The 20720-nt window shown below is 69.7% G+C and carries 19 protein-coding genes; 10 read left to right on the plus strand and 9 right to left on the minus strand.

Translation table 11 applies throughout. The features are described from left to right. Window positions 1-11: 11 nt before the first annotated feature. On the minus strand, window positions 12-1499 hold the full coding sequence (gene zwf, locus U9J39_RS10990) for a glucose-6-phosphate dehydrogenase (RefSeq protein WP_115707958.1): 1488 nt from the start codon (window positions 1497-1499) through the stop codon (window positions 12-14). Between the two features lie 560 nt (window positions 1500-2059). Here zwf and U9J39_RS10995 point away from each other — a divergent pair. After that, a complete protein-coding gene (locus U9J39_RS10995) occupies window positions 2060-2782 on the plus strand; it encodes a GntR family transcriptional regulator (RefSeq protein ID WP_115707956.1) in 723 nt (240 codons plus the stop codon). On the opposite strand, the gene U9J39_RS11000 is transcribed toward U9J39_RS10995, so the two are convergent. The 3 genes from U9J39_RS11000 to U9J39_RS11010 all read right to left on the minus strand — a co-directional run bounded on the left by U9J39_RS11000 (window position 2764) and on the right by U9J39_RS11010 (window position 4355). Beyond that, window positions 2764-2952, minus strand: a complete 189-nt coding sequence (locus tag U9J39_RS11000) for a hypothetical protein (protein ID WP_111521806.1) — start codon at window positions 2950-2952, stop codon at window positions 2764-2766. The two genes, U9J39_RS10995 and U9J39_RS11000, sit on opposite strands and share 19 nt — an antisense overlap. 77 nt (window positions 2953-3029) lie before the next feature. Continuing rightward, complete coding sequence (locus U9J39_RS11005; RefSeq protein ID WP_115679238.1) at window positions 3030-3671, minus strand: LysE family transporter; 642 nt, start codon at window positions 3669-3671, stop codon at window positions 3030-3032. An 81-nt stretch (window positions 3672-3752) separates the two neighbouring features. Next, entirely contained in the window at window positions 3753-4355 is a 603-nt protein-coding gene (locus tag U9J39_RS11010; protein WP_326347040.1) for a hypothetical protein, read from the minus strand. Window positions 4356-4495: 140 nt separating this feature from the next. Here U9J39_RS11010 and U9J39_RS11015 point away from each other — a divergent pair, with 140 nt between their 5' ends. The 3 genes from U9J39_RS11015 to U9J39_RS11025 all read left to right on the plus strand — a co-directional run bounded on the left by U9J39_RS11015 (window position 4496) and on the right by U9J39_RS11025 (window position 7928). Beyond that, the gene (locus U9J39_RS11015; RefSeq protein WP_116312084.1) at window positions 4496-4999 is read left to right on the plus strand and encodes a thioredoxin fold domain-containing protein; all 504 of its coding nucleotides are present in this window, start codon (window positions 4496-4498) and stop codon (window positions 4997-4999) included. A gap of 134 nt (window positions 5000-5133) precedes the next feature. Then, entirely contained in the window at window positions 5134-5667 is a 534-nt protein-coding gene (locus U9J39_RS11020; protein WP_115679235.1) for a TlpA disulfide reductase family protein, read from the plus strand. Window positions 5668-5819: 152 nt separating this feature from the next. Then, on the plus strand, window positions 5820-7928 hold the full coding sequence (locus tag U9J39_RS11025) for an ATP-dependent helicase (RefSeq protein ID WP_326347041.1): 2109 nt from the start codon (window positions 5820-5822) through the stop codon (window positions 7926-7928). Window positions 7929-7946: 18 nt separating this feature from the next. Here U9J39_RS11025 and U9J39_RS11030 read toward each other — a convergent pair whose 3' ends face one another. The 5 genes from U9J39_RS11030 to U9J39_RS11050 form a co-directional block, all read right to left on the minus strand. Next, window positions 7947-9143 (minus strand): class I SAM-dependent rRNA methyltransferase, encoded by a 1197-nt coding sequence (locus tag U9J39_RS11030; protein ID WP_116312082.1) that lies wholly within the window; start codon window positions 9141-9143, stop codon window positions 7947-7949. A gap of 120 nt (window positions 9144-9263) precedes the next feature. After that, window positions 9264-9572 carry a YbeD family protein gene (locus U9J39_RS11035; RefSeq protein WP_111521801.1) on the minus strand — a complete coding sequence of 103 codons (309 nt, stop codon included), beginning with the start codon at window positions 9570-9572 and terminating at the stop codon, window positions 9264-9266. A 61-nt stretch (window positions 9573-9633) separates the two neighbouring features. Continuing rightward, window positions 9634-10833 (minus strand): D-alanyl-D-alanine carboxypeptidase family protein, encoded by a 1200-nt coding sequence (locus U9J39_RS11040; RefSeq protein ID WP_116312081.1) that lies wholly within the window; start codon window positions 10831-10833, stop codon window positions 9634-9636. A 62-nt stretch (window positions 10834-10895) separates the two neighbouring features. Further along, complete coding sequence (locus U9J39_RS11045; RefSeq protein ID WP_012351581.1) at window positions 10896-11537, minus strand: alpha/beta hydrolase; 642 nt, start codon at window positions 11535-11537, stop codon at window positions 10896-10898. Window positions 11538-11705: 168 nt separating this feature from the next. Next, on the minus strand, window positions 11706-12026 hold the full coding sequence (locus U9J39_RS11050; protein WP_012351580.1) for a (2Fe-2S) ferredoxin domain-containing protein: 321 nt from the start codon (window positions 12024-12026) through the stop codon (window positions 11706-11708). A gap of 388 nt (window positions 12027-12414) precedes the next feature. On the opposite strand from U9J39_RS11050, the gene U9J39_RS11055 reads away from it, so the two are divergent. The 6 genes from U9J39_RS11055 (at window position 12415) to creC (ending at window position 20664) form a co-directional block, all read left to right on the plus strand. After that, on the plus strand, window positions 12415-13716 hold the full coding sequence (locus U9J39_RS11055; protein WP_326347042.1) for a dicarboxylate/amino acid:cation symporter: 1302 nt from the start codon (window positions 12415-12417) through the stop codon (window positions 13714-13716). A gap of 79 nt (window positions 13717-13795) precedes the next feature. After that, the gene (locus U9J39_RS11060; protein ID WP_326347043.1) at window positions 13796-15799 is read left to right on the plus strand and encodes a sensor histidine kinase; all 2004 of its coding nucleotides are present in this window, start codon (window positions 13796-13798) and stop codon (window positions 15797-15799) included. Window positions 15800-15810: 11 nt separating this feature from the next. Further along, window positions 15811-17136, plus strand: a complete 1326-nt coding sequence (locus U9J39_RS11065) for a sigma-54-dependent transcriptional regulator (protein WP_115679231.1) — start codon at window positions 15811-15813, stop codon at window positions 17134-17136. A gap of 249 nt (window positions 17137-17385) precedes the next feature. Beyond that, entirely contained in the window at window positions 17386-18519 is a 1134-nt protein-coding gene (locus tag U9J39_RS11070) for an NAD(P)/FAD-dependent oxidoreductase (protein WP_326347044.1), read from the plus strand. Between the two features lie 9 nt (window positions 18520-18528). Further along, entirely contained in the window at window positions 18529-19224 is a 696-nt protein-coding gene (gene creB, locus U9J39_RS11075; protein ID WP_277343476.1) for a two-component system response regulator CreB, read from the plus strand. A gap of 9 nt (window positions 19225-19233) precedes the next feature. Continuing rightward, window positions 19234-20664 (plus strand): two-component system sensor histidine kinase CreC, encoded by a 1431-nt coding sequence (gene creC, locus U9J39_RS11080; RefSeq protein WP_326347045.1) that lies wholly within the window; start codon window positions 19234-19236, stop codon window positions 20662-20664. Window positions 20665-20720: the final 56 nt, after the last annotated feature.

Here is a 20720-nt window from a genome sequence, read left to right on the forward strand (position 1 = left end):
GGCGCTGTGCCTCAGGCCTCTTCCGACCACTGCACGCCCTCGCGCGCCATGAACGCCGACGATGCCGCCGGCCCCCAGGTGCCGGCGGTATAGGGGCGCGGGCCCTCGTCCTGCGCGCGCCAGGCCTCCAGGATCGGATCGACCCAGGTCCATGCGGCCTGCAGTTCGTCGCGCCGCACGAACAGCGCCAGCCGGCCGCGGATGACGTCGAGCAGCAGGCGCTCGTAGGCTTCTGCGCGGCGCGTGGTGAAGGCCGAGTCGAGGTTCAGCGCCAGGCTCAGCGGCTTGAGCTTCATGCCCTCGCCCGGCTGCTTCACCATCAGCGTCAGCCGCACCGATTCTTCCGGCTGCAGCCGGATCACCATGCGGTTGGGCTGCAGCGTGCTGCCCGGGTCGAAGATGGAGTGCGGCACCTCGGCGAAGTGGATCACCACCTCGGTCACGCGCTCCTGCATGCGCTTGCCGGTGCGCAGGTAGAACGGCACCTGGTTCCAGCGCCAGGTGCCAAGCTCGGCCCGCATCGCGACAAAGGTCTCGGTGCGGCTGTCGGGCGGAATCCCGTCTTCCTGCAAGTAGCCGCGCACCAGCTCGCCGCCGATGGCACCCGCGGTGTACTGGCCGCGCACGGTATTGCGGCGCACGTCCTCGGGCGACATCGGCCGCAGCGAGCGCAGCACCTTGAGCTTTTCATCGCGCACCGCGTCGGAGTTGAGCGACGCGGGCGGCTCCATCGCCAGGATGCTGACCAGCTGCAGCAGGTGGTTCTGCACCATGTCGCGCATGGCCCCGGCCTCGTCGTAGAAGCCGCCGCGCGTGCCCACGCCCACGGTCTCGGCCACGGTGATCTGCACGCTGCGCACGAACGGCGTGCGCCACAGCGGCTCGAAGATCGAATTGCCGAAGCGCAGCGCCATCAGGTTCTGCACCGTCTCCTTGCCCAGGTAGTGGTCGATGCGGTAGGTGCGGTCCTCGCTGAAATAGCGGCTGACCACCTCGCCGATGTCGATCGCTGACGCCAGGTCCACGCCCAGCGGTTTTTCCAGCACCAGCCGGGTGTCGTCGGCAATCAGTCCGTGGCTGGCGAGGTTGTCGCAGGTGGCGGCGAACAGCCCGGGGGGCATCGCCATGTAGTAGATCCGCAGCGCATCGTTGCGCAGTTGCGCGGCCAGCGCCGGGTAGTCCGCCGCCTGCGCGGCGTCGAGATGGACGAAATCCAGCCGCTGCAGGAAGGCCTGCCATTTGGCGGCCTCGATATAGCGCGCATCGACAAACGGTTGTGCGCTTTCGTCGGCAAAATTGACAAAGGCCTCGCGGTCCCAGCGGTGCCGGCCCACGCCGAGGATGCGGGTGCCGTCGGGCAGGTTGCCGTCGCGGTGGCACATGTAGAGCGAGGGCAGCAGCTTGCGCGCCGACAGGTCGCCGGCGCCGCCGAAGATGACGAGGTCGAGCGGCCGGGCGTCGGCCGTGCCGAAGGCGGAGACGGTGCGGGAGGTTGGCATGACGGGCTCCTTGCGTGCCGATGGGGCGGATGAGGTTGGCCGGGGGCGGGGCAAGCCGGCATTGTTTGCGTTGTTCGTGCAGTCTGCCGGACCAGCATGTCTCGGTCACGTTGCGCGGCTATTGCGGCTGGCCGGCCGGCACAGCGGCAAACGCCATCGGACCATCCGCATCATCCGTGCCATCGCAAGCGGACGGAGCACCGGAGTCCTGCCCGGTCAGCGTAACGATGAACGATTCACGCCAAAACGGGGATACCGGTTCGAGCCACTTCGACCAAGATGCATTGAACTGGTATTCAACGACGGTGCTGCGGCAGTATCACAGGCAGGCGTGGGACGAAAGTTCGGTGGCCCACAAAAAAGCGCAAACCGCAAAGGGTTCCGTAGCCAAGTGCCCTGCCGCAATGCCGTCCGGGCATGCCCGGGCTATGCAGTACCAATTGACGGATACCGTGCGCATGGCATGGGCGTCACCCCCTGCACTCCACTCCCCCGCAGGGCGATTAAATGTCCTAAAGTGGTATCACCGACATCAGGCCCTGGTACCCATGAGGAGTCGCATGGATCAAAGGCTGCAGGCGCTGCGGCCCGACGAGGCCGACGCCACGCCGATCTACCTGCAGGTAGCGCGCAAGCTCACCGCGGCCATCCAGGCGGGGCAATGGCGGGCGGGGGATGCGCTGCCGTCGGAACGCACGCTGGTCGATTCGCTGGGGATTTCGCGTGTCACCGCGCGGCACGCGCTGCAGGTGCTGGCCGAGGAAGGCACCATTACGCGCAACCGCGGCGCGGGCACCTTCATCGCCCCGCGCGCCGAGCCCAGGCCGGCGCGGCTGGACAACTTCAGCGAGCTGGCGCGCCGGCGCGGCATGACGCCGGCGAGCGAGCTGGTGGGGTTCGAGCGCCGCCGCGCCACCGCGCAGGAAAGCGCGGAACTGGCCCTGGCCGAGGGCGACGAGATCGTCCGGCTGACGCGGCTGCGCAAGGCCGATGGACAGATCTACTGGATGGACGTGACCACGCTGGCGCTGGCCGTGGTGCCCGATGCCAGCGCCATCGGCGAATCGCTCTACGCCTTCCTGGAGCGGATCGGCAAGCCGGTGCTGCGCGTCACCGAGACGCTGCGCGCGGTGGTCGCCACGGCGGAACTGGCCGCGCGCCTGGGGATCGAGCCGGGCGAGCCGCTGCTGCATATCCGCCGCACTGGCTACACCCATGGCGACAAGCCGGTCGAGCTGACCGACGCGTACTGCCTGAACGACTTCTACGAACTGAAGCAGTAGCGCCCGGCGGCGCCGGCCACTGGTGGTTCCACCGGCGGCGGGGGCGGGTCGTCCTCGGGCGACAGCGGCACATCGGGCGGCACGCCCGGCGGCGCGGGCTCTTCCACCGGGGGCACGGTATGGCGCGGCTGCAGGCGCGCACCGGCGATCGGGTTCAGCGAGGCAGGCATGCGGGGACTCCGTGGCGGGCTTACTTCCTCATTGAAGCAAACCCCGCGAGCGCGCGCCAGTGCGGATGCCGCGCCGCTCAGGCGTGCTGGCGGCGCACGAAGAACAGCGCCGCGCCCACCGCCATCAGCACGCTGCCGAAAAACCGGTTCTGCCACAGCACCGCGCGGGCATTGCGGAACAGCCCCTGCATGCGCGACGCCAGCAGCGCGTAGCCATGCATCACCACCAGGTCGACGCAGCACATGGTGGCCGCCAGGATCGCCAGCTGCAGCGCCAGCGGCCGGTTCGGGTCGATGAACTGCGGCAGCACCGCGACCATGAAGATGATGCCCTTGGGGTTGGTCACGTTGGTCAGCAAGCCCGTCGCAAAACGGCGGCGCCGGCTCATCACGGCCACGCGCACCGGGCCGCCGTCCTGCGCCGCATCCGCTTCCACGCGGGCACGCCATTGCTGGATGCCGAGATAGATCAGGTACAGCGCGCCGATGGTCTTGACCACCATGAAGGCCTGCTCGGAGGCCAGCAGCAGCGCGCCCAGCCCGCCGCCGGCCACCAGCAGCACGATCACCAGCCCGGCTTGCAGGCCGAAGATGGTGGTGGTGGTCCGGCGCAGCCCGTATGACAGGCCATGGCTCATCGACAGCACCGCACCCGACCCCGGCGACACCGCGATCACCCAGCACGCGGCGAAATAGGCCAACCAGACTTCCCAACGCATTTCAACTCTCCTATGACTGCAACATGCGGGGCGGCGCATCGCCCCCCCGGCACCTGTGATTCGCTGCGGCGCGGCGGCGCCTCAGAGCGGGTGGAACCCGCCCAGGAACTGCTCCACCTGCTCGGCCTGGCGCGCGTCGCGCGCGGCCTCGCCGGATTCCAGCACCACCGCCTGGAAGGCGCGCGTGCCCACCGCCACCAGCCGCGCGCTGAGCCGGCGCGGCGACTGGTCCTGCGGCGACACGCCGCTGGCCTGCAGCTCCAGCCCGGCCAGCGGGCGGCCCGGCCGGTCCGCGCTCATGATGGTGACCGGCCGCGTGCGCGGCTCGCCCGACAGCGTGCCCAGGTTGGCCAGCAGGCCGGCCTGCATCGCCGCCAGGGCCTCGCGCCGCAGCGCTTCATCGTCGGCGGGCAGGGTCACCACGCCGACGGCGAAGAGCGTGTCGTCGACGCGTGCGGCCTCCATCGTCATCGGCAGCTTGCGCCCGGCAATGGTCACGTCGCGCGCGGCGCTGGTGGGCTTGCCGGGATAGAGCGCGGCGTAGCCGCCCTCGCCCGACTGGATGGTGCGCCAGTCATAGCGCGGCGAACAGGCGCACAGGGCCAGCGCGAGCAGCGCGGCACAGCATGTGAGGGACCAGCGGGGCGCGGCAGCAAGGCTCGGCGGGGGCGGCACGGGACGCATGGAAAACGGGACGGAAGCACAGGCTCGGGACGGCGCGCGCGGGCGCGGTCGCCGGCGCGCGGAAACCGGTATTATCCCGGAAGCGGCGCGCCAGTGCTTGCCGCGCCGCCTGTCCCACCTGTGCCGCCCCGCGAACCGCCATGCCTGCCTCCCGCCTCGCCCTAACTCCTGCCGCCGGCACCCGTCTGCACTGGCTGGCCGCGGGCGTGTTGCTGGCGGCGATGGCCGGCGTGTCCGCCGCGGGCCCGGCGCACCTGCCGCCGGCCACGGACCTCGCCGCCCACGGCGCCGACGCCGCGCGCCGCGGCGAGCCGCTGGTGGTGCTGGTGTCGATGCCGGGCTGCGGCTATTGCGACGCGGTGCGCCGCAACTACCTGGGCCCGCAGGCCACCGCGGGCGAAATCGCCGTGCGCGAGCTCGACATGACCGCCGACACCCCGCTGCGTGATGCCGACGGCAGCCAGACCACCGCGCGCGCCTGGGCCCGCGCGCACCAGGTCCGGGTGGCGCCGACGGTGCTGTTCCTGGACCGCCAGGGCCGCGCCGCCGCCAACCCGCTGCGCGGCATGCAGCCCGACTTCTACGGCGCCTACCTGGAACAGGCGCTGGCGCAGGCGCGCGCCGCCGTCGCCGCGCGCAAGTGACGGAAGGGTTCCAGCGCATCACCGCAAGGCGGTACCGCGCAGCGCGCGAACGCCTGCCGCATTAGAATGTCCCACTGCTGATCGGCCCCGCCCGGTCCTCCCTGCACCAACGAAGCGGCTTCAGCCGGATTCCCATGACCACTACCCCCGCCTCCAAGACCTCCCGCAAGCCCTGGCCCATCGTCGCCGCCGTGGTGGTGCTGGCGCTGCTGGGCTGGTTCGGCTACCGCGCGCTGTCGCCGTCCGGTACCGCGCCGGCCGCCACCTTCACGCTGCTGTCCGGCGAAAAAGTCAGCACCGCCGACCTCAAGGGCAAGGTCTACCTGGTCAACTTCTGGGCCACCAGCTGCGCCACCTGCATCAAGGAGATGCCGGACATGGTCAAGACCTACGAGCAGTTCAAGGGCAAGGGCCTGGAATTCGTCGCGGTGGCGATGAACTACGACCCGCCCATGTACGTGATGAACTTCGCCAAGACGCGCGGGCTGCCGTTCAAGGTGGCGATGGACAGCGACGGCAGCGCGGCCAAGGCCTTTGGCAATGTGGGCCTGACGCCTACCACCTTCGTGATCGACAAGGAAGGCCGCATCCTGAAGCGCTATGTCGGCGAGCCCGAATGGGAAGCGCTGCACAAGCTGCTCGACGGCGCGCTGGCAAAGTCAGCGTAACTCAGCGCTGCGAACACACGACAAAAGGTGCTCATCGAGCACCTTTTTTTGTTTTCGGGACCGATCCCGCGCGCGGCGGGTTGCGCCCGCGGGCTGTATGGATATACAGTTGGCGCCAGTTTTCTCATCGCGTGTCCTGCCCGCCCCAACCCGTGACCCTGGACCTTGCCCCCGCGGCTGAATCAGCCGAAGCCGCCACCCCTGACGCCGAAGCGCTCCCCGCCTACCTGTCCCGGCTCAATCCGGAGCAGCGCGCCGCGGTCGAGCACGGCAGCGACGCGCCGCTGCTGATCATCGCCGGCGCCGGCTCGGGCAAGACCAATACGCTGGCGCACCGGGTCGCGCACCTGGTGCTGGCCGGCGCCGATCCGCGCCGCATCCTGCTGCTGACGTTCTCGCGCCGCGCCGCGGCGGAGATGGGGCGGCGCGTCGAGCGCATCGTCGACCAGGCGCTGGGCACCAGCACCGGCGCCGGGCGCGCGGCGCTGCAGTGGTCCGGCACCTTCCACGCCATCGGCGCGCGGCTGCTGCGCGAATACGCCGAGACCCTGGGCCTGTCGCCGGCCTTCACCATCAGCGACCGCGGCGACTCCGCCGACCTGATGCACGTGGTGCGCCACGACCTGGGCCTGTCGGAGACCGCCAGCCGCTTCCCGAAGAAGGAAACCTGCCTGTCGATCTATTCGCGCGTGGTCAACACCCAGGCGCCGCTGGAAGACGTGCTCAGGCAGCAGTTCCCGCGCTATGCGATGTGGGCCGATGCGCTGCGCACGCTGTTCGCCGGCTATGTCGAGGCCAAGCAGAAGCAGCACGTGCTCGACTACGACGACCTGCTGCTGTACTGGGCCCAGGCCATGGCCGAGCCCGCCATCGCGCAGGACATGGGCACGCGCTTCGACCATATCCTGGTCGACGAATACCAGGACACCAATGCGCTGCAGGCGTCGATCCTGCTGGCCATGCGCCCCGATGGCCGCGGCCTGACCGTGGTCGGCGACGACGCGCAGTCGATCTACGCCTTCCGCGGCGCCACCGTGCGCAATATCCTGGATTTCCCGTCGCAGTTCACGCCGGCCGCGCAGCAGGTCACGCTGTCGCAGAACTACCGCTCGACGCAGCCGATCCTGCAGGCCGCCAACGCGGTGATCGGGCTCGCGGCCGAGCGCTATACCAAGGACCTGTGGTCCGAGCGCGCCTCGGCCGAGAAGCCCGGCGTGATCGTGGTCAACGATGAGGCCGACCAGGCCCGCTACGTGGTCGAGCAGGTGCTGGCGCGGCGCGAGGCCGGCCTGGCGCTGATGGCACAGGCGGTGCTGTTCCGCGCCGCCGACCACAGCGCGCAGGTAGAGATCGAGCTGGCGCGGCGCAATATCCCGTTCGTGAAATTCGGCGGGCTCAAGTTCCTGGAATCGACCCACGTCAAGGATGTGCTGGCGGTGGTGCGCTGGCTCGAGAACCCGCGCGACCGCATGGCGGGGTTCCGCACGCTGCAGCTGCTGCCCGGCATCGGCCCCAAGACCGCGGCACGCGTGCTCGATGCCATGGCGCTGGCGACCGAGCCGCTGTTCTCGCTGCAGGAATTCGAGCCGCCGCCGGCCGCCGCGCCGGCGTGGGCCGACCTGCTTGCGCTGGCGCGCGCGCTGATGGCACCGACCTCGCCGTGGCCGTCCGAATTCGAACAGGTGCTGGCCTGGTACACGCCGCACCTCGAACGCCTGCACGACGATGCCCCCGCGCGCCAGGCCGACCTGCAGCAACTGGAGCGTATCGCCGCCACCTATGGCGCGCGCGAGCGCTTCCTGACCGAGCTGACGCTGGACCCGCCCAGCGCCTCCAGCGATGAATCCGGCGTGCCCTCGCGCGACGAGGATTACCTGATCCTGTCGACCATCCATTCGGCCAAGGGCCAGGAGTGGAAGGCGGTCTATGTGCTCAATGCCGTCGACGGCTGCATGCCGAGCGACCTGGCCACCGGCACCACCGAAGAGATCGAGGAGGAGCGGCGACTGCTCTATGTGGCGATGACGCGGGCCAGGGACCACCTCGATGTCATCGTGCCGCAGCGGTTCTACGTGCACCAGCAGGTGGGCTTCGGCGACCGGCATGTGTATGCGTCGCGCACGCGCTTCTTGCCGAACCGGGTGATGCCGAACTTCTACAGCCGCTCGTGGCCGCCACCGCCGATGCCGGGGGAAGGCGCAGTGAAGCCGGCGCTGGCGCCGGTGGATCTGGCCAGTCGGATGCGGAATATGTGGCGGTGATGGGAATTAGCCTTCAGCTCAGGCCACTTTTTCCAGCAGCAACCCCTTCAAATACTCGCCTTCCGGGAACGCCGCCAGCATCGGATGATCGGTTCCCGCCGACAGCCTGCGCAGGATGCGCGCATCCGCCCGAGCATCGGTCACCGCGCCCGCCACGATCTTCTGGAACAGCTCCATGCTGATCGCTCCCGAGCATGAGTAGGTGAACAGCAGCCCGCCCGGGCGCAGCAGCTGCGTGCCGACCAGGTTGATCTCCTTGTAGGCGCGCGCGGCACGATCGATATGCTGCGCCGACGGCGCGAACTTGGGCGGGTCCAGCACGATCAGGTCGAACTGGCGGCCCTCGGCGCGGAATTCGCGCAGCGTCTTGAACACGTCGGCGTCGAGCCAGGTCGCGCGCTCCGGATCAAACCCGTTCAGCGTCACGTTGCCCGCGGCGATCTTCAGCGCCTCGCCCGACGAATCGATCGACGTCACCGCTTTCGCCCCGCCACGCAACGCCGCCAGCGAGAAGCCGCCGGTATAGCAGAAGCAGTTCAGCACCTCGCGCCCTTCGGCGAGGTCGCCGACCAGCTTGCGGTTGTCGCGCTGGTCGACATAGAAGCCGGTCTTGTGGCCGTTGCGCACATCGACGTAATAGCGCACGCCGTGCTCGGTCACGGACAGTGCCGGATCGGGCTCGGCGCCGGCCAGCACGCCGGTGACCAGCTCCAGCCCCTCGCGCTGGCGCACGGCGGCGTCGGAGCGCTCATAGACATTGGGGCAGCCGGTCTCCTTGACCAGCGCCTGCACGATCGCGCTCTTCCAGTGCTCGACGCCGGCGGAATTGAACTGGCACACCAGCTGGCCCGTGGCGCCGCTGCCGTAGTAGTCGACGATCAGGCCGGGCAGGCGGTCCGATTCGCCGAAGATCAGCCGTACCGCGTCGCTGTCCCGCACCCACTGGCGCCGGTAGGCGATGGCCGCCGCCACGCGGCGCTTGAACAGCGCGTGGTCGACCGGCTCGTTCTCGTCGAAGGTCCACACCCGCGCGCGGATCTGCGATTCGGGGCTGTAGGCGGCCTTGGCCAGGAAGCGGCCGTCGGCGGCGCGCACGATCACGGTGGCGCCCGGCTCGCAGCGGCCTTCGGTGGTGGCAATGCCGGTGGCATAGATCCACGGGTGGCGGCGCAGCAGGGATTTTTCCTTGCCGGGTTTCAGGGTGATGGTGTTCATGTTGGTATGGGAAGGGAGCGTGCCGCGGCCCGTGCGCTTCACACGCTGCGGGAGTGGCTCCCCTCTCCCGCAGGCGGGAGAGGGGAGCAAACAGAGCGGGAGGGAAAGTCTTCTACTGCCTTACAGCACCACCTTCACCATCGGATGCGCAGTCAGCGCCCGGTACAGGTCATCCAGCTGCTCGCGGCTGGTGACCCATACCGTCACGGTCAGGCCCAGGTAGTTGCCCTTGCTCGACGGGCGCATTTCCATCTTGCCGGCGTGGAAGTCCGGATCGAACTCCTGCACCAGCGCGACGATGGCTTCGGCGAAGCCGTCCTGCATCGCGCCCATCACCTTGATCGGGAAATGGCTCGGGTATTCGATCAGCGACTGCTCCGGCGGAATATCGCCGGGCTTGTTGCCGCTGCCTTGGTTGTCGGTCGTCATCTCGGATTCTCCGGCGCGAGGCCGGCGCGCCGCGTGGCGCTCCGGCTCGCGCGCATTCAGGTCACTTGCGCTTGAACCACAGGCGGATGGTGTCCCACAGGCGGCCGAAGAAGCCGGCCTCGGGCACCTCTTCCAGCGCCACCACCGGGAATTCGGCCACCTTGTTGGCGCCGTCCATCAGCTTGACCATGCCCACCTGCTGGCCCGCCGAGATCGGCGCGATCAGCAGTTCCTGGCGCTCCAGCACCGGCTTGAGGCGCCCGCCGGTGCCCTTGGGCACGGTGACGAAGGTCTCGTTCTGCACGCCGATCTTGACCGTGCCGCTCTTGCCCTTGTAGATGTCCGGCGTGGCCAGCACCTGGCCCTTGTCGTACAGGCGCAGCGTGTCGAAGAACTGGAAGCCGTAGTTGAGGATCTTCAGGCTTTCCTGGGTGCGCACCTGTTCGGTGGTGGTGCCGATCACGATCGAGATCAGGCGGCGCGAGCCGTCCGGCACGTTGGCCAGCGGCCGCTTGGCCGACGAGATCAGGCAGTAGCCGGCCGACTTGGTGTGGCCGGTCTTGACGCCGTCGACGGTCGAGTCGATGTACAGCAGGCGGTTGCGGTTGGGCTGCCTGATCTTGTTATAGGTGAACTCCTTCTGCGAGTACATGCTGTAGTACTCGGGGAAGTCCTTGATCAGGCGCGTGGTCAGTGTCGCCAGGTCGACCGCGGTGGTGTAGTGGTTGGGGTCGGGGATGCCGTCGGTATTGGTGAAGTGGGTGTTCTTCATGCCCATGCGCTGGGCCTCGCGGTTCATCATCGCGACGAAGCCCTCTTCCGAGCCGCCGACGGCCTCGGCCAGCGCCAGCGCGGCGTCGTTGCCCGACTGCACGATCAGGCCCAGCAGCAGGTCCTGCACCGTGACCGGCTTGTTGGGCTCGATGAACATGCGCGACTCGTCGCTTTTCACCTTGAGCACCAGGTTGGTCGGCACCACCGCCTGGTCCAGCGTCAGGCGCTTTTCCTTGAGGGCCTCGAACGCCAGGTAGGCGGTCATCAGCTTGGTCAGCGAAGCCGGCTCGATGCGCGCATCGGCATTCTGCGAGGCCAGGGCCTGGCCGCTGGTGACGTCATACAGCATCCACGACTTGGCTGCGACCTGGGGCATCGGCACGCCCTGCGCCAGCACGGCGGCGGGCGCGGTGGCCAGCACGATGGCGGCGGCGATGGCGGCGGGAGCAAAGGCGGACGAAAGGCGTGTCGTGGCTCTATTCAGCATGTTTCTGTTTTCCGACAGTAAGAAGGTGGCGCGGGAAGTTCCGGGACGGCGGCGTGCCGGCCTTACCGGTCCCACGCATTGACGACGAGCTGCTTGATCAGGTGCAGCTTGCGGTGAAAGAAATGGTCGGCGCCGGGGATCACGATCACCGGCAGTTCCTGCGGGCGGGCCCAGTCGAACACGCTGGCCAGCGGCACGGTGTCGTCCTGTTCGCCATGGATCACGATGGTGTCGGCCGGCACCTGCGCGACTTCCCAGCGGCTGGCGGCGGTGCCCACCAGCACCAGGCGCTGCACCGGGGTGCCGGCCTCGGCCAGGCGGCGCGCCACGTGAGTGCTGACAAAGCTGCCGAACGAGAACCCGCCCAGCGCCAGCGGCAGCGTCGCGGCCTGCGCCGACCACGCGGTCTGCTGGCGCATCCAGGCCGCCACGGCGAGCAGGTCGTCCTGTTCGCCGATGCCGTTGTCATGCTCGCCGGCGGTTGCGCCGACGCCGCGGAAGTTGGGGCGCACGGTGGCATAGCCCAGCTGCACGAAGGCGCGCGCCAGCGTCTGCGCAACCTTGTTGTCCTTGGTGCCGCCGAACAGCGGATGCGGGTGCGCCACCAGCGCCAGGCCTCGGGGCTCGCCTTGCGGCAGGTCCACCGACACATCGATCGCGCCGACGGGGCCGGCGATGGAAAGTACCTGGGTATGCGCGTTCATAGGGCGGTCTGGAGCGATCAGGAGGCCAGCTGGCTCAGGTGGGAAACTCAGGCGGGAAATCCCGGGGCAAAAATGAAAAAACCGTCCGGCGTGCGGGCGGCGGGGTCTGGCATCGGCGCTGCGGCATCGGCAGCGCCGCGGACTTCGTTCTCGTTCAGCGGTCCACCATCAGCGGTCCACCATCAGCCGCTCGACCGGCTTGCCCTTGAGCAGGTGGCTGTCGATGATTTCATCGATGTCATGCTCGTCGACATAGGTGTACCAGATGGCCTCGGGGTAGACCACCAGCACCGGGCCGAGTTCACAGCGGTTCAGGCAGCCCGCCTTGTTGATGCGCACGCGGCCTTCGCCGCCGGCGATGCCCAGTTCCTTGCAGCGCTTCTTGGCGTATTCCTGCATGGCCTTGGCGTTGTAGTTGGCGCAGCAGTTCTCGCCGGCCTCGCGCTGGTTCAGGCAGAAAAAGACGTGGTGCTGGTAGTAGCTGCGCATGCGTACGTGTGAAGACGGCCCCGGACGGCGGCACGGCCCGGACGGCATTGAACGGAAGCTCGGAATTATACGGCGTTGCGAGCGCCGGGCCGCGATATGCGGCAGCTTTGCGCGCACCGCCATGCACCCCGGGCCCTGCCAGGTGGCGCCTCGCGCACCCTGTGCCCGCCCGCTATTCCGGATTGCCGGATCCGCGCCGTCCGGGATTCCGGAATCCCGGAGGCGGGGCGCCCGCCCGCGGCCAGCCTTTCCTTGTGAATCAACCAGTTAGCGATACCGGTTGGACTGGCATGCCGGTTGCGAATTCCCGCCCCTGAACGCGCCGCAAGCGTGACGGCGCGCGCCCGCGCGGACCCGCCCGGGTACGGTCAACACCGAGGACGACATCATGAGGAAACCCTTCTACAAGATCCTGTACGTGCAGGTCCTGTTCGCCATCTGCATCGGCATCCTGCTTGGCCACTTCTGGCCCGACACCGGCGTCGCCATGAAGCCGCTGGGCGATGGCTTCATCAAGCTGATCAAGATGATCATCGGCCCGATCATCTTCTGTACCGTGGTGACCGGCATCGCCGGCATGAGCGACATGAAGAAGGTCGGCCGCGTCGGCGGCAAGGCGCTGCTGTACTTCGAGGTGGTGTCGACCTTCGCGCTGCTGATCGGGCTGGGCGCCGCGCACCTGCTCAAGCCGGGCGTGGGCTTCAACATCGATCCGGCCACGCTCGACACCAAGGCCATCGCCCAGTACGTGTCGAAGGCGCACGGCCAGAGCACGGTCGAGTTCCTGATGCACATCATCCCCGACACCGTGTTCAGCGCCTTCGCCAACGGCGACATCCTGCAGATCCTGCTGGTGTCGCTGTTCTTCGGCGCCGCGCTGGCGGTGCTGGGCGAACGCGCCCGCATCGTGGTGCAACTGATCGAGCAGGTCTCGAAGGTGTTCTTCCACATCGTCCACGTGATCACCAAGGTGGCCCCGATCGGCGCCTTCGGCGCGATGGCGTTCACCATCGGCAAGTACGGCCTGGGCTCGCTGGTGCCGCTGCTCAAGCTGATCGGCACCTTCTACTTCACGGCTATCATCTTCGTGCTGGTGGTGCTGGGCACGATCGCACGCATGACCGGCTTCAGCATCGTGCGCTTTATCTCGTACATCAAGGAAGAGCTGCTGATCGTGCTGGGCACCAGCTCGTCCGAAGCCGCGCTGCCGCACATGATGGAAAAGCTGGAAAAGCTGGGCTGCTCCAAGTCGGTGGTGGGCCTGGTGGTGCCGACCGGCTACTCGTTCAACCTGGACGGCACCAACATCTACATGACCATGGCGGTGATCTTCATCGCCCAGGCCACCGGCATCGAGCTGACGCTGATGCAGCAGCTGACCATCCTGGCGGTGGCGATGATCACCTCCAAGGGCGCCAGCGGCGTGACCGGTTCGGGCTTCATTACGCTGGCGGCGACGCTGGCGGTGGTGCCGACCATTCCGGTGGCGGGCATGGTGCTGATCCTGGGCATCGACCGCTTCATGAGCGAGTGCCGCGCGCTGACCAACATCATCGGCAACGGCGTGGCCACGGTGGTGGTGTCGGCGTGGGAACGCGAGCTGGACCGCAAGCGCCTGGCGCGCGTGCTGCAGCACGGTGCCGGCGACGATGCCGATACGCTTGGCGAAGCCGGCCAGCGCGCCGCCTGAAACGGTCGCGCCCGCGCGCGCGGCTGCCCCCGCCGCGCGCCTGCGGGTATCATCGGCGCGACACCCCTCGCGCGCGCCGATGCCACACTCCGACGACTTTCTCGCCGTGCATGACCCCGCCGCCACCCGCCCGGTGCACGCGCCGGAGACCGGCAGCGGGCGCTGGTGGGGCTTTGCCGTCGCCCTTGCCGCCGGCCTGCTGCTGCTGTGCGCGCTGACCTGGCTGGTCTCGGTCCAGCGCGGCCTGGCCAGCCTGCAGCAAGGCACCGCGACGCGCGCCGACCGCTACGCCGCCACGCTCGAAAGCACGCTCGACCGCTACGAGTTCCTGCCCGCGCTGGTGTCGCTGCATCCGTTCGTGCGCGAACTGCTCGCCGCCCCCGACGACGCGCAGCGCGTCGCCGCCGCCAACCAGTACCTGGCCGAGGTCAACCGGCGCGCGCATGCGTCGGCCACCTATGTGATCGCCGCCAACGGCATTGCGCTGGCGGCCAGCAACCACGGCCAGCCCGGTAGCTTTGTCGGCACCGACTACCGCTTCCGCCCCTACTTCCAGACCGCCGCGGGCGGCAGGATGGGGCGCTTCTATGCCATCGGCATCACCAGCGAAGAGCCCGGCTACTACCTCGCGCAGCCGATCGAAGCCGGCGGCAAGGTCATCGGCGTGACCGTGGTCAAGCTCAACCTGGAGTGGTTCCAGCGTGCCGGCAGCGGCGCCGAGCCGCTGATGGTCAGCGACGACCACGGCGTGATCTTCCTGTCGTCGGTGTCGGCGTGGCAATACCGCACGCTGCGCCCGCTGCCGCCGGCGCTGCGCGCGGAGATGGAGCGGACCCGCCAGTACCACGGCCGCGCGGTGACGCCGCTGCCGCTGGAGCCGCTGGCGTCGCCGCTCACGCGCTGGCTGGCCGACACCACGCTGGCGCACGGCGCGCGCCTGGTGCGCGTGCGCGATGAGGCCGCGGCCGGCCGCACCACCTTCGCGCCGGACGGCGCCGGGCGCGCCGACCGCTATCTGGCGCTGAACCGCACCGTGGGCCCGGCCGGCTGGACCATGCAGGTGATGGCGCCGCTGGAGCCGGTGCTGGCCAACGCGCGCAACGCCACCGTGGCCGCGGCGCTGGGCTATGCCTGCATCTGCCTGCTGCTGGTCAACTGGCGCCAGCGCCGCCAGCGCGCGCGCGACATGCAATACAGCCGCCGTTTGCTGGAGGCTGCCTACGACGAGCTGGAGCGCCGCGTCGAGGCCCGCACCGCCGACCTGATGGCGATCAACGAAAAGCTGGAAGACGAAGTGGCCGAGCGCACCCGCGCCGAAAGCGAGCTGCGCGCGGCCCAGGACGAGCTGGTGCAGGCCAGCAAGCTGGCCGCGCTGGGACAGATGGCGGCCGGCATCACGCATGAGCTGAACCAGCCGCTGGCGGCGCTGCGCACGTTCTCGGACAACACCCGCGTGCTGCTTGAGCGCGGCCAGCTGGCCGCGGCCGAGGGCAACCTGACGGCGATTGCCGACCTGACCGAGCGCATGGGCAAGATCACCGGCCAGCTCAAGCTGTTTGCCGGCAAGGCCCGCCCGGTGCGCCGCCCGGTGGCGCTGCGCGCGGCCGTCGAGCACGTGCTGGCGCTGCTGGCGCCGCGGCTGGGCGCGGTCACGGTCAGCGTCGCCGGGCTGGATGCGGTGCCAGGCCTCGCCGTGCGCGCCGACGAGCTGAAGCTGGAACAGGTGCTGCTGAACCTGCTCGGCAACGCGCTCGATGCGATCGCCGCGGCCGCGCCGGCCGCTCCGGCACACGGCCGCATCGACCTGGAAGTGCAGGCCGGCGAGCACGCCGTCACCATCGTCGTGCGCGACAACGGCACCGGCATCGCGCCGGAAGCGCTGCCGCGCCTGTTCGAACCCTTTTTCACCACCAAGGAAACCGGCCAGGGGCTGGGCCTCGGGCTGGCGATCTCGTCGTCGATCGTGCGCGAGTTCGGCGGCCAGCTCAGCGTCGCCAATGTCCCCGGCGGCGGCGCGCAGTTCACGCTGGTGCTGGCGCGCGCGCCGGCCGTCGATCCGGCGCCATCGGTTTCCGCGTCCTGATGAGTATTGCCATGCAAGATGGTCTGCGTGTCCTGTTTGTCGAAGACGAGCCGCTGGTGCGGCAGGCCACCGCGCAAAGCCTGGAACTGGCCGGCTTCCGGGTGCTGGCGCTGCCCTCGGCCGAGGCCGCGATCCCGCACCTGCACGGCGCCTTTGCCGGCGTGGTGGTGACCGACGTGCGCCTGCCCGGCGCCAGCGGGCTGGACCTGCTGCAGCACTGCCGCAACGCCGCGCCCGGCGTGCCGGTGATCCTGGTGACCGGCCACGGCGACATCACCATGGCGGTGCAGGCCATGCGCGAGGGCGCCTATGACTTCATCGAAAAGCCCTTCGGCGCCGACCGCCTTACCGACACCGTGCGCCGCGCGCTGGAACGGCGCGCACTGGAGCTGGAAAACCAGGCGCTGCGCCGCGAACTGGCGGGGCCCGCCGCCGGCACGCGCATCATCGGCCGCTCGCCGGCGATCGAGCAGGTGCGCGCGCTGGTGGCCAATGTCGCGCCCACCGACGTGCCGGTGATGATCAACGGCGAGACCGGCACCGGCAAGGAACTGGTGGCGCGCAGCCTGCACGCGCTGTCCGGGCGCGCCGAGGGGCCCTTTATCGCACTGAACTGCGGCGCGGTGCCCGAGGCCATCTTCGAGAGCGAGATGTTCGGCCACGAGGCCGGCGCCTTCACCGGTGCCGGCAAGCGCCGCATCGGCAAGCTCGAGCATGCCTCGGGCGGCACGCTCTTCCTCGACGAGATCGAAAGCATGCCGCTGGCGCTGCAGGTCAAGCTGCTGCGCGTGCTGCAGGAGGGCTCGCTGGAGCGGCTGGGCTCGAACGCCTCGGTGCAGATCGATGTGCGCATCGTCGCCGCGGCCAAGGGCGACATGGACGCGCTGGTGGCGCAGGGCACGTTCCGCGAAGACCTGTATTACCGGCTCAATGTCGTCACCATCGCGCTGCCGCCGCTGCGCGAGCGGCGCGAGGACATCGTGCCGCTGTTCGAGCATTTCTCGCTGGTGTCGGCGGTGCGCTACCAGCGGCCCGCGCCGCTGCTGTCCGAGGCGCAACGCCAGGCGCTGGCCCAGCGGCCGTGGCCGGGCAACGTGCGCGAGCTGCGCAATGCCGCCGACCGCATGGTGCTGGGCGTGCCAGAGGGCGGCCAGGCCGGCGCGCAGGCGGCGGGCCCCGACGAAACCGCGCCGCTGCGCGAGCGCATGGAGCACTTCGAGCGCGCCGTGATCGCCGACGCGCTGGCGCGCACCGGCGGCGCGGTCAGCCAGGCGGCGGACCTGCTGCAGGTGGGCAAGGCCACGCTCTACGACAAGATCAAGCGCTACGGGCTGTGATGTCATGCGCGGTTCATGTCGCTGCCACGGCGCCGTCACATTGGCGGCCTATGCTTCGTGTGCGGCTGCGGCATTGGCAGGTGCCCGCCGTGTGTATCAGTCTTCGTGGTAATTGATGGCCCCGCGCATGCGGGGCGTTTTTTTGCGCGAATGGGTCGGATCTGGCGCCGCCGCGCCGCTTCACACCCGCCACACATTGCCCTCACCCCGGCTGGCCAGACTGGAGCCCTTCGCTCTCCGGAAACCGCCATGCCCTCCTTCGACTACGACCTCGTCATCGCCGGCGCCAGCTTTGCCGGTGCCGCCTGCGCCCTGGCCGCCGCGCGCGCCGGCCTGCGCGTGCTGGTGCTGGAACGCAAGACCGATCCGGGCGACCGGCTCCACACCACCGGCATCCTGGTCAAGGAAACCATCGAACAGACCTGGCTGGGCCAGGCGCCGGCCGACTGCGTGCATCGTGTCGAGCAGGTGCGGCTGTACTCGCCGCGGCTGCGCAGCCTCGACCTGCGCGCGCCTGGCTACTACTTCCACACCACCGACACGCCGCGCCTGATGCGCTGGCTGGCCGCGGAGCTGGTGCGCCACCGGGTCGAGCTGCGGCTGGGCCAGGCCTTCATCGGCGCGGTGCCGCGCCACGGCGGCTGGCATGTCACGGGCGCGGGGCATACGCGTTATCTGGTCGGCGCCGATGGCGCGCAGTCGCGCGTGGCGCAATGCGCCGGGCTGGGGCGCGTGCACAGCTTTCTGTACGGCGTGGAATATGAATTCCCCGGACTGGCCTTGCCCGAGCCGAACGCGCTGCACTGCTTCATCACGCGCCGCTTCGCGCCCGGCTATATCGGCTGGATCGCGCAGAACCCCACTGGCGTGCAGGCCGGGCTGGCGCTGCGCTACCTGCCGCGGCGCGGCCGCGCGCCGGACCTGGACGGGCTGCTGGCGCACGTGCGCGAACGCGCCGGCCTGCCGCTGCTGACGCGGCCGGCGGCGACGCGCGCCGGGCTGATCCCGTGCGGTGGGCCGGTGTGGCCGCTGGCTCGCGACGGCGCGATCCTGACCGGCGATGCCGCGGGCATCGTGTCGCCACTCACCGCGGGCGGCATCCACCATGCCTTTGCCCACGGCGAAGCGGTCGGCGACGCAGTGGCCGCGCACCTGCTGCGCGGCGGCCCGGCGCCGGAAGCCGTGGCCAGCGCCAGCGCGCCGCGCTTTCGCGCCAAGCGCGCGCTGCGCTGGATGTTCGAGCGCTTCCAGTGCGACTGGCCATTCGACCTGATGCTGTATTCGCCGCCGCTGCGCCGGGCCGCCGAGCAGATCTATTTCCACCAGCGCGGCGCGGAAGCGGCGCCTCCCGCGGCGCCGGCGCGCGCGGCGGCCCGCGGCTGAGCGGCTAGAATGCCGGGCATGGAACAACCGCGCATCCTGGTGGTGGAAGACGAGCAGGCCATCGCCGACACCATCCTCTATGCCCTGCGCACCGACGGCATGCTGGCCGAGCACTGCACGCTGGGCGGCGACGCGCTGGCTTGCCTGCGCGCCGCGCGGGCCGACCTGGTGATCCTGGACGTGGGGCTGCCGGACCTGAGCGGCTTCGAGGTCTGCCGCACGCTGCGCACCTTCAGCGACGCGCCGGTGATCTTCCTGACCGCGCGCCATGAAGAGATCGACCGCATCGTCGGGCTGGAGATCGGCGCCGACGACTACGTGGTCAAGCCGTTCTCGCCGCGCGAGCTGGCCGCGCGCGTGCGCGCCATCCTGCGCCGGGCCCGCGCCGCCGCGCCGCCGGCAACGCCTGGCGCGGCGGCCGGCTTCACGCACGACCCGGACGGCGCCCGCCTGGCCTACCACGGCCACTGGCTGGCGCTGACGCGCTACGAGTACCTGCTGCTGGCCTGGCTGGTGGCGCATCCGGGCCGCATCTACTCGCGCGCGCAGCTGATGGACGGGGTCTGGGCCGGCGCGCTCGACACCAGCGACCGCACCGTCGACACCCATGTCAAGACCCTGCGCGCCAAGCTGCGGGAGGCGTCCCCCGACGGCGCCGAGCGCATCCGCACCCATCGCGGCATGGGCTATTCGCTGGAGCCCTGAGCGCGCGCCATGCATATCGGCCTGCGCATCTTCTTCGGCTTTTTCCTGATCGTGGGCCTGGCCACGGTGCTGACGCTGCGCGTGTTCGTGCAGGAGGTCAAGCCCGGGGTGCGCCAGGCCATGGAAGACACGCTGATCGATACCGCGCACGTGCTGGCCGCGCTGGCCGCCGACGACCTCAAGGCCGGCCGCATCGCCGATGGCGCTTTCGCCCGGCATATGGCGGCGCTGCGCGAGGTGCCGGTCAATGCCGAGGTCTCGGGGCTGCACAAGGACAGCATTGGCTACCGCGTCTACGTGACCGATGCCGGCGGCATCGTGCGCTTCGATTCCACCGGCACCGACGTGGGCCGCGATTATTCGCGCTGGAACGACGTCTACCTGACGCTGCGCGGCAAGTACGGCGCGCGCAGCACGCGCGCCGACCCCGCCGACGAGGCCAGCACCGTGATGCACGTGGCGGCGCCGGTGCGCGATGGCGAGCGCATCATCGGCGTGCTGACCGTGGCCAAGCCCAATGCGGCGATGGCGCCGTTTATCGCGCGCAGCCAGCGCAAGATCCTGCTCTACGGCGGCCTGCTGATCGGCACCGCCTGCGTGATCGGGCTGGCCTGCACACTGTGGCTGGTGCATGGCCTGAGCCGCCTGCGCGGCTACGCGCGCGCGGTGGCGGCCGGCGAGCGCGCCGAGATGCCGCTGCGCGGCGCGGGCGAGCTGGCCGAACTGGGGCGCGCGGTGCAGGGCATGCGCGAGCGGCTGGAAGACAAGCAGTATGTCGAGCACTACATCCACACCCTGACCCACGAGATGAAGAGCCCGCTGGCGGCCATCGGCGGCGCGGCGGAGCTGCTGCAGGAAGAGATGCCGGCGGCCGACCGCCAGCGCTTCGTCGCCAATATCCGCACCCAGTCCGGACGGCTGGAAACCATGATCCGCAAGCTGCTGGCGCTGGCCGAGGTGGAACAACGGCAACGGCTGGAAACCCGCGAGCCGGTGCGATTGGGCGAGCTGCTGGCCCAGCTGTGCGCAGAACTGGAACCGCGCGCGCGGCAGCGCGGCGTGGTGCTGCGGCTGGAGCCGGCGCCAAACCCCGATGTGGTGGCGGGCGACCCGTTCCTGCTGCGCCAGGCCATCGCCAACCTGCTCGACAACGCCATCGACTTCGCGCCCCGGGACAGCGCCATCGCGGTAGCGCTGGAACGGCGCGGCGCGCAGCTGGCGATCACCGTGGCCGACCACGGTCCCGGCGTTCCGGACTATGCCCTGCCGCGCGTGTTCGAGCGCTTCTACTCGCTGCCGCGCCCGCAAGGGGCCGACAAGGGCACTGGCCTGGGCCTGTGCTTTGCGCGCGAGGTGGCGGCGCTGCATCACGGCAGCGTGATGCTGGCCAACCGGGCGGGCGGCGGGGCGCTGGCCGAGCTGACCCTGCCCGCGTACTGATCCGCCCGCCATGGCGCGCAGGATCGGCATAGACTTGGGCTTCTAGCGACGCAGCC

The sequence above is a fragment of the Cupriavidus sp. SS-3 genome, assembly GCF_035818815.1.
GTDB lineage: Bacteria > Pseudomonadota > Gammaproteobacteria > Burkholderiales > Burkholderiaceae > Cupriavidus > Cupriavidus taiwanensis_C.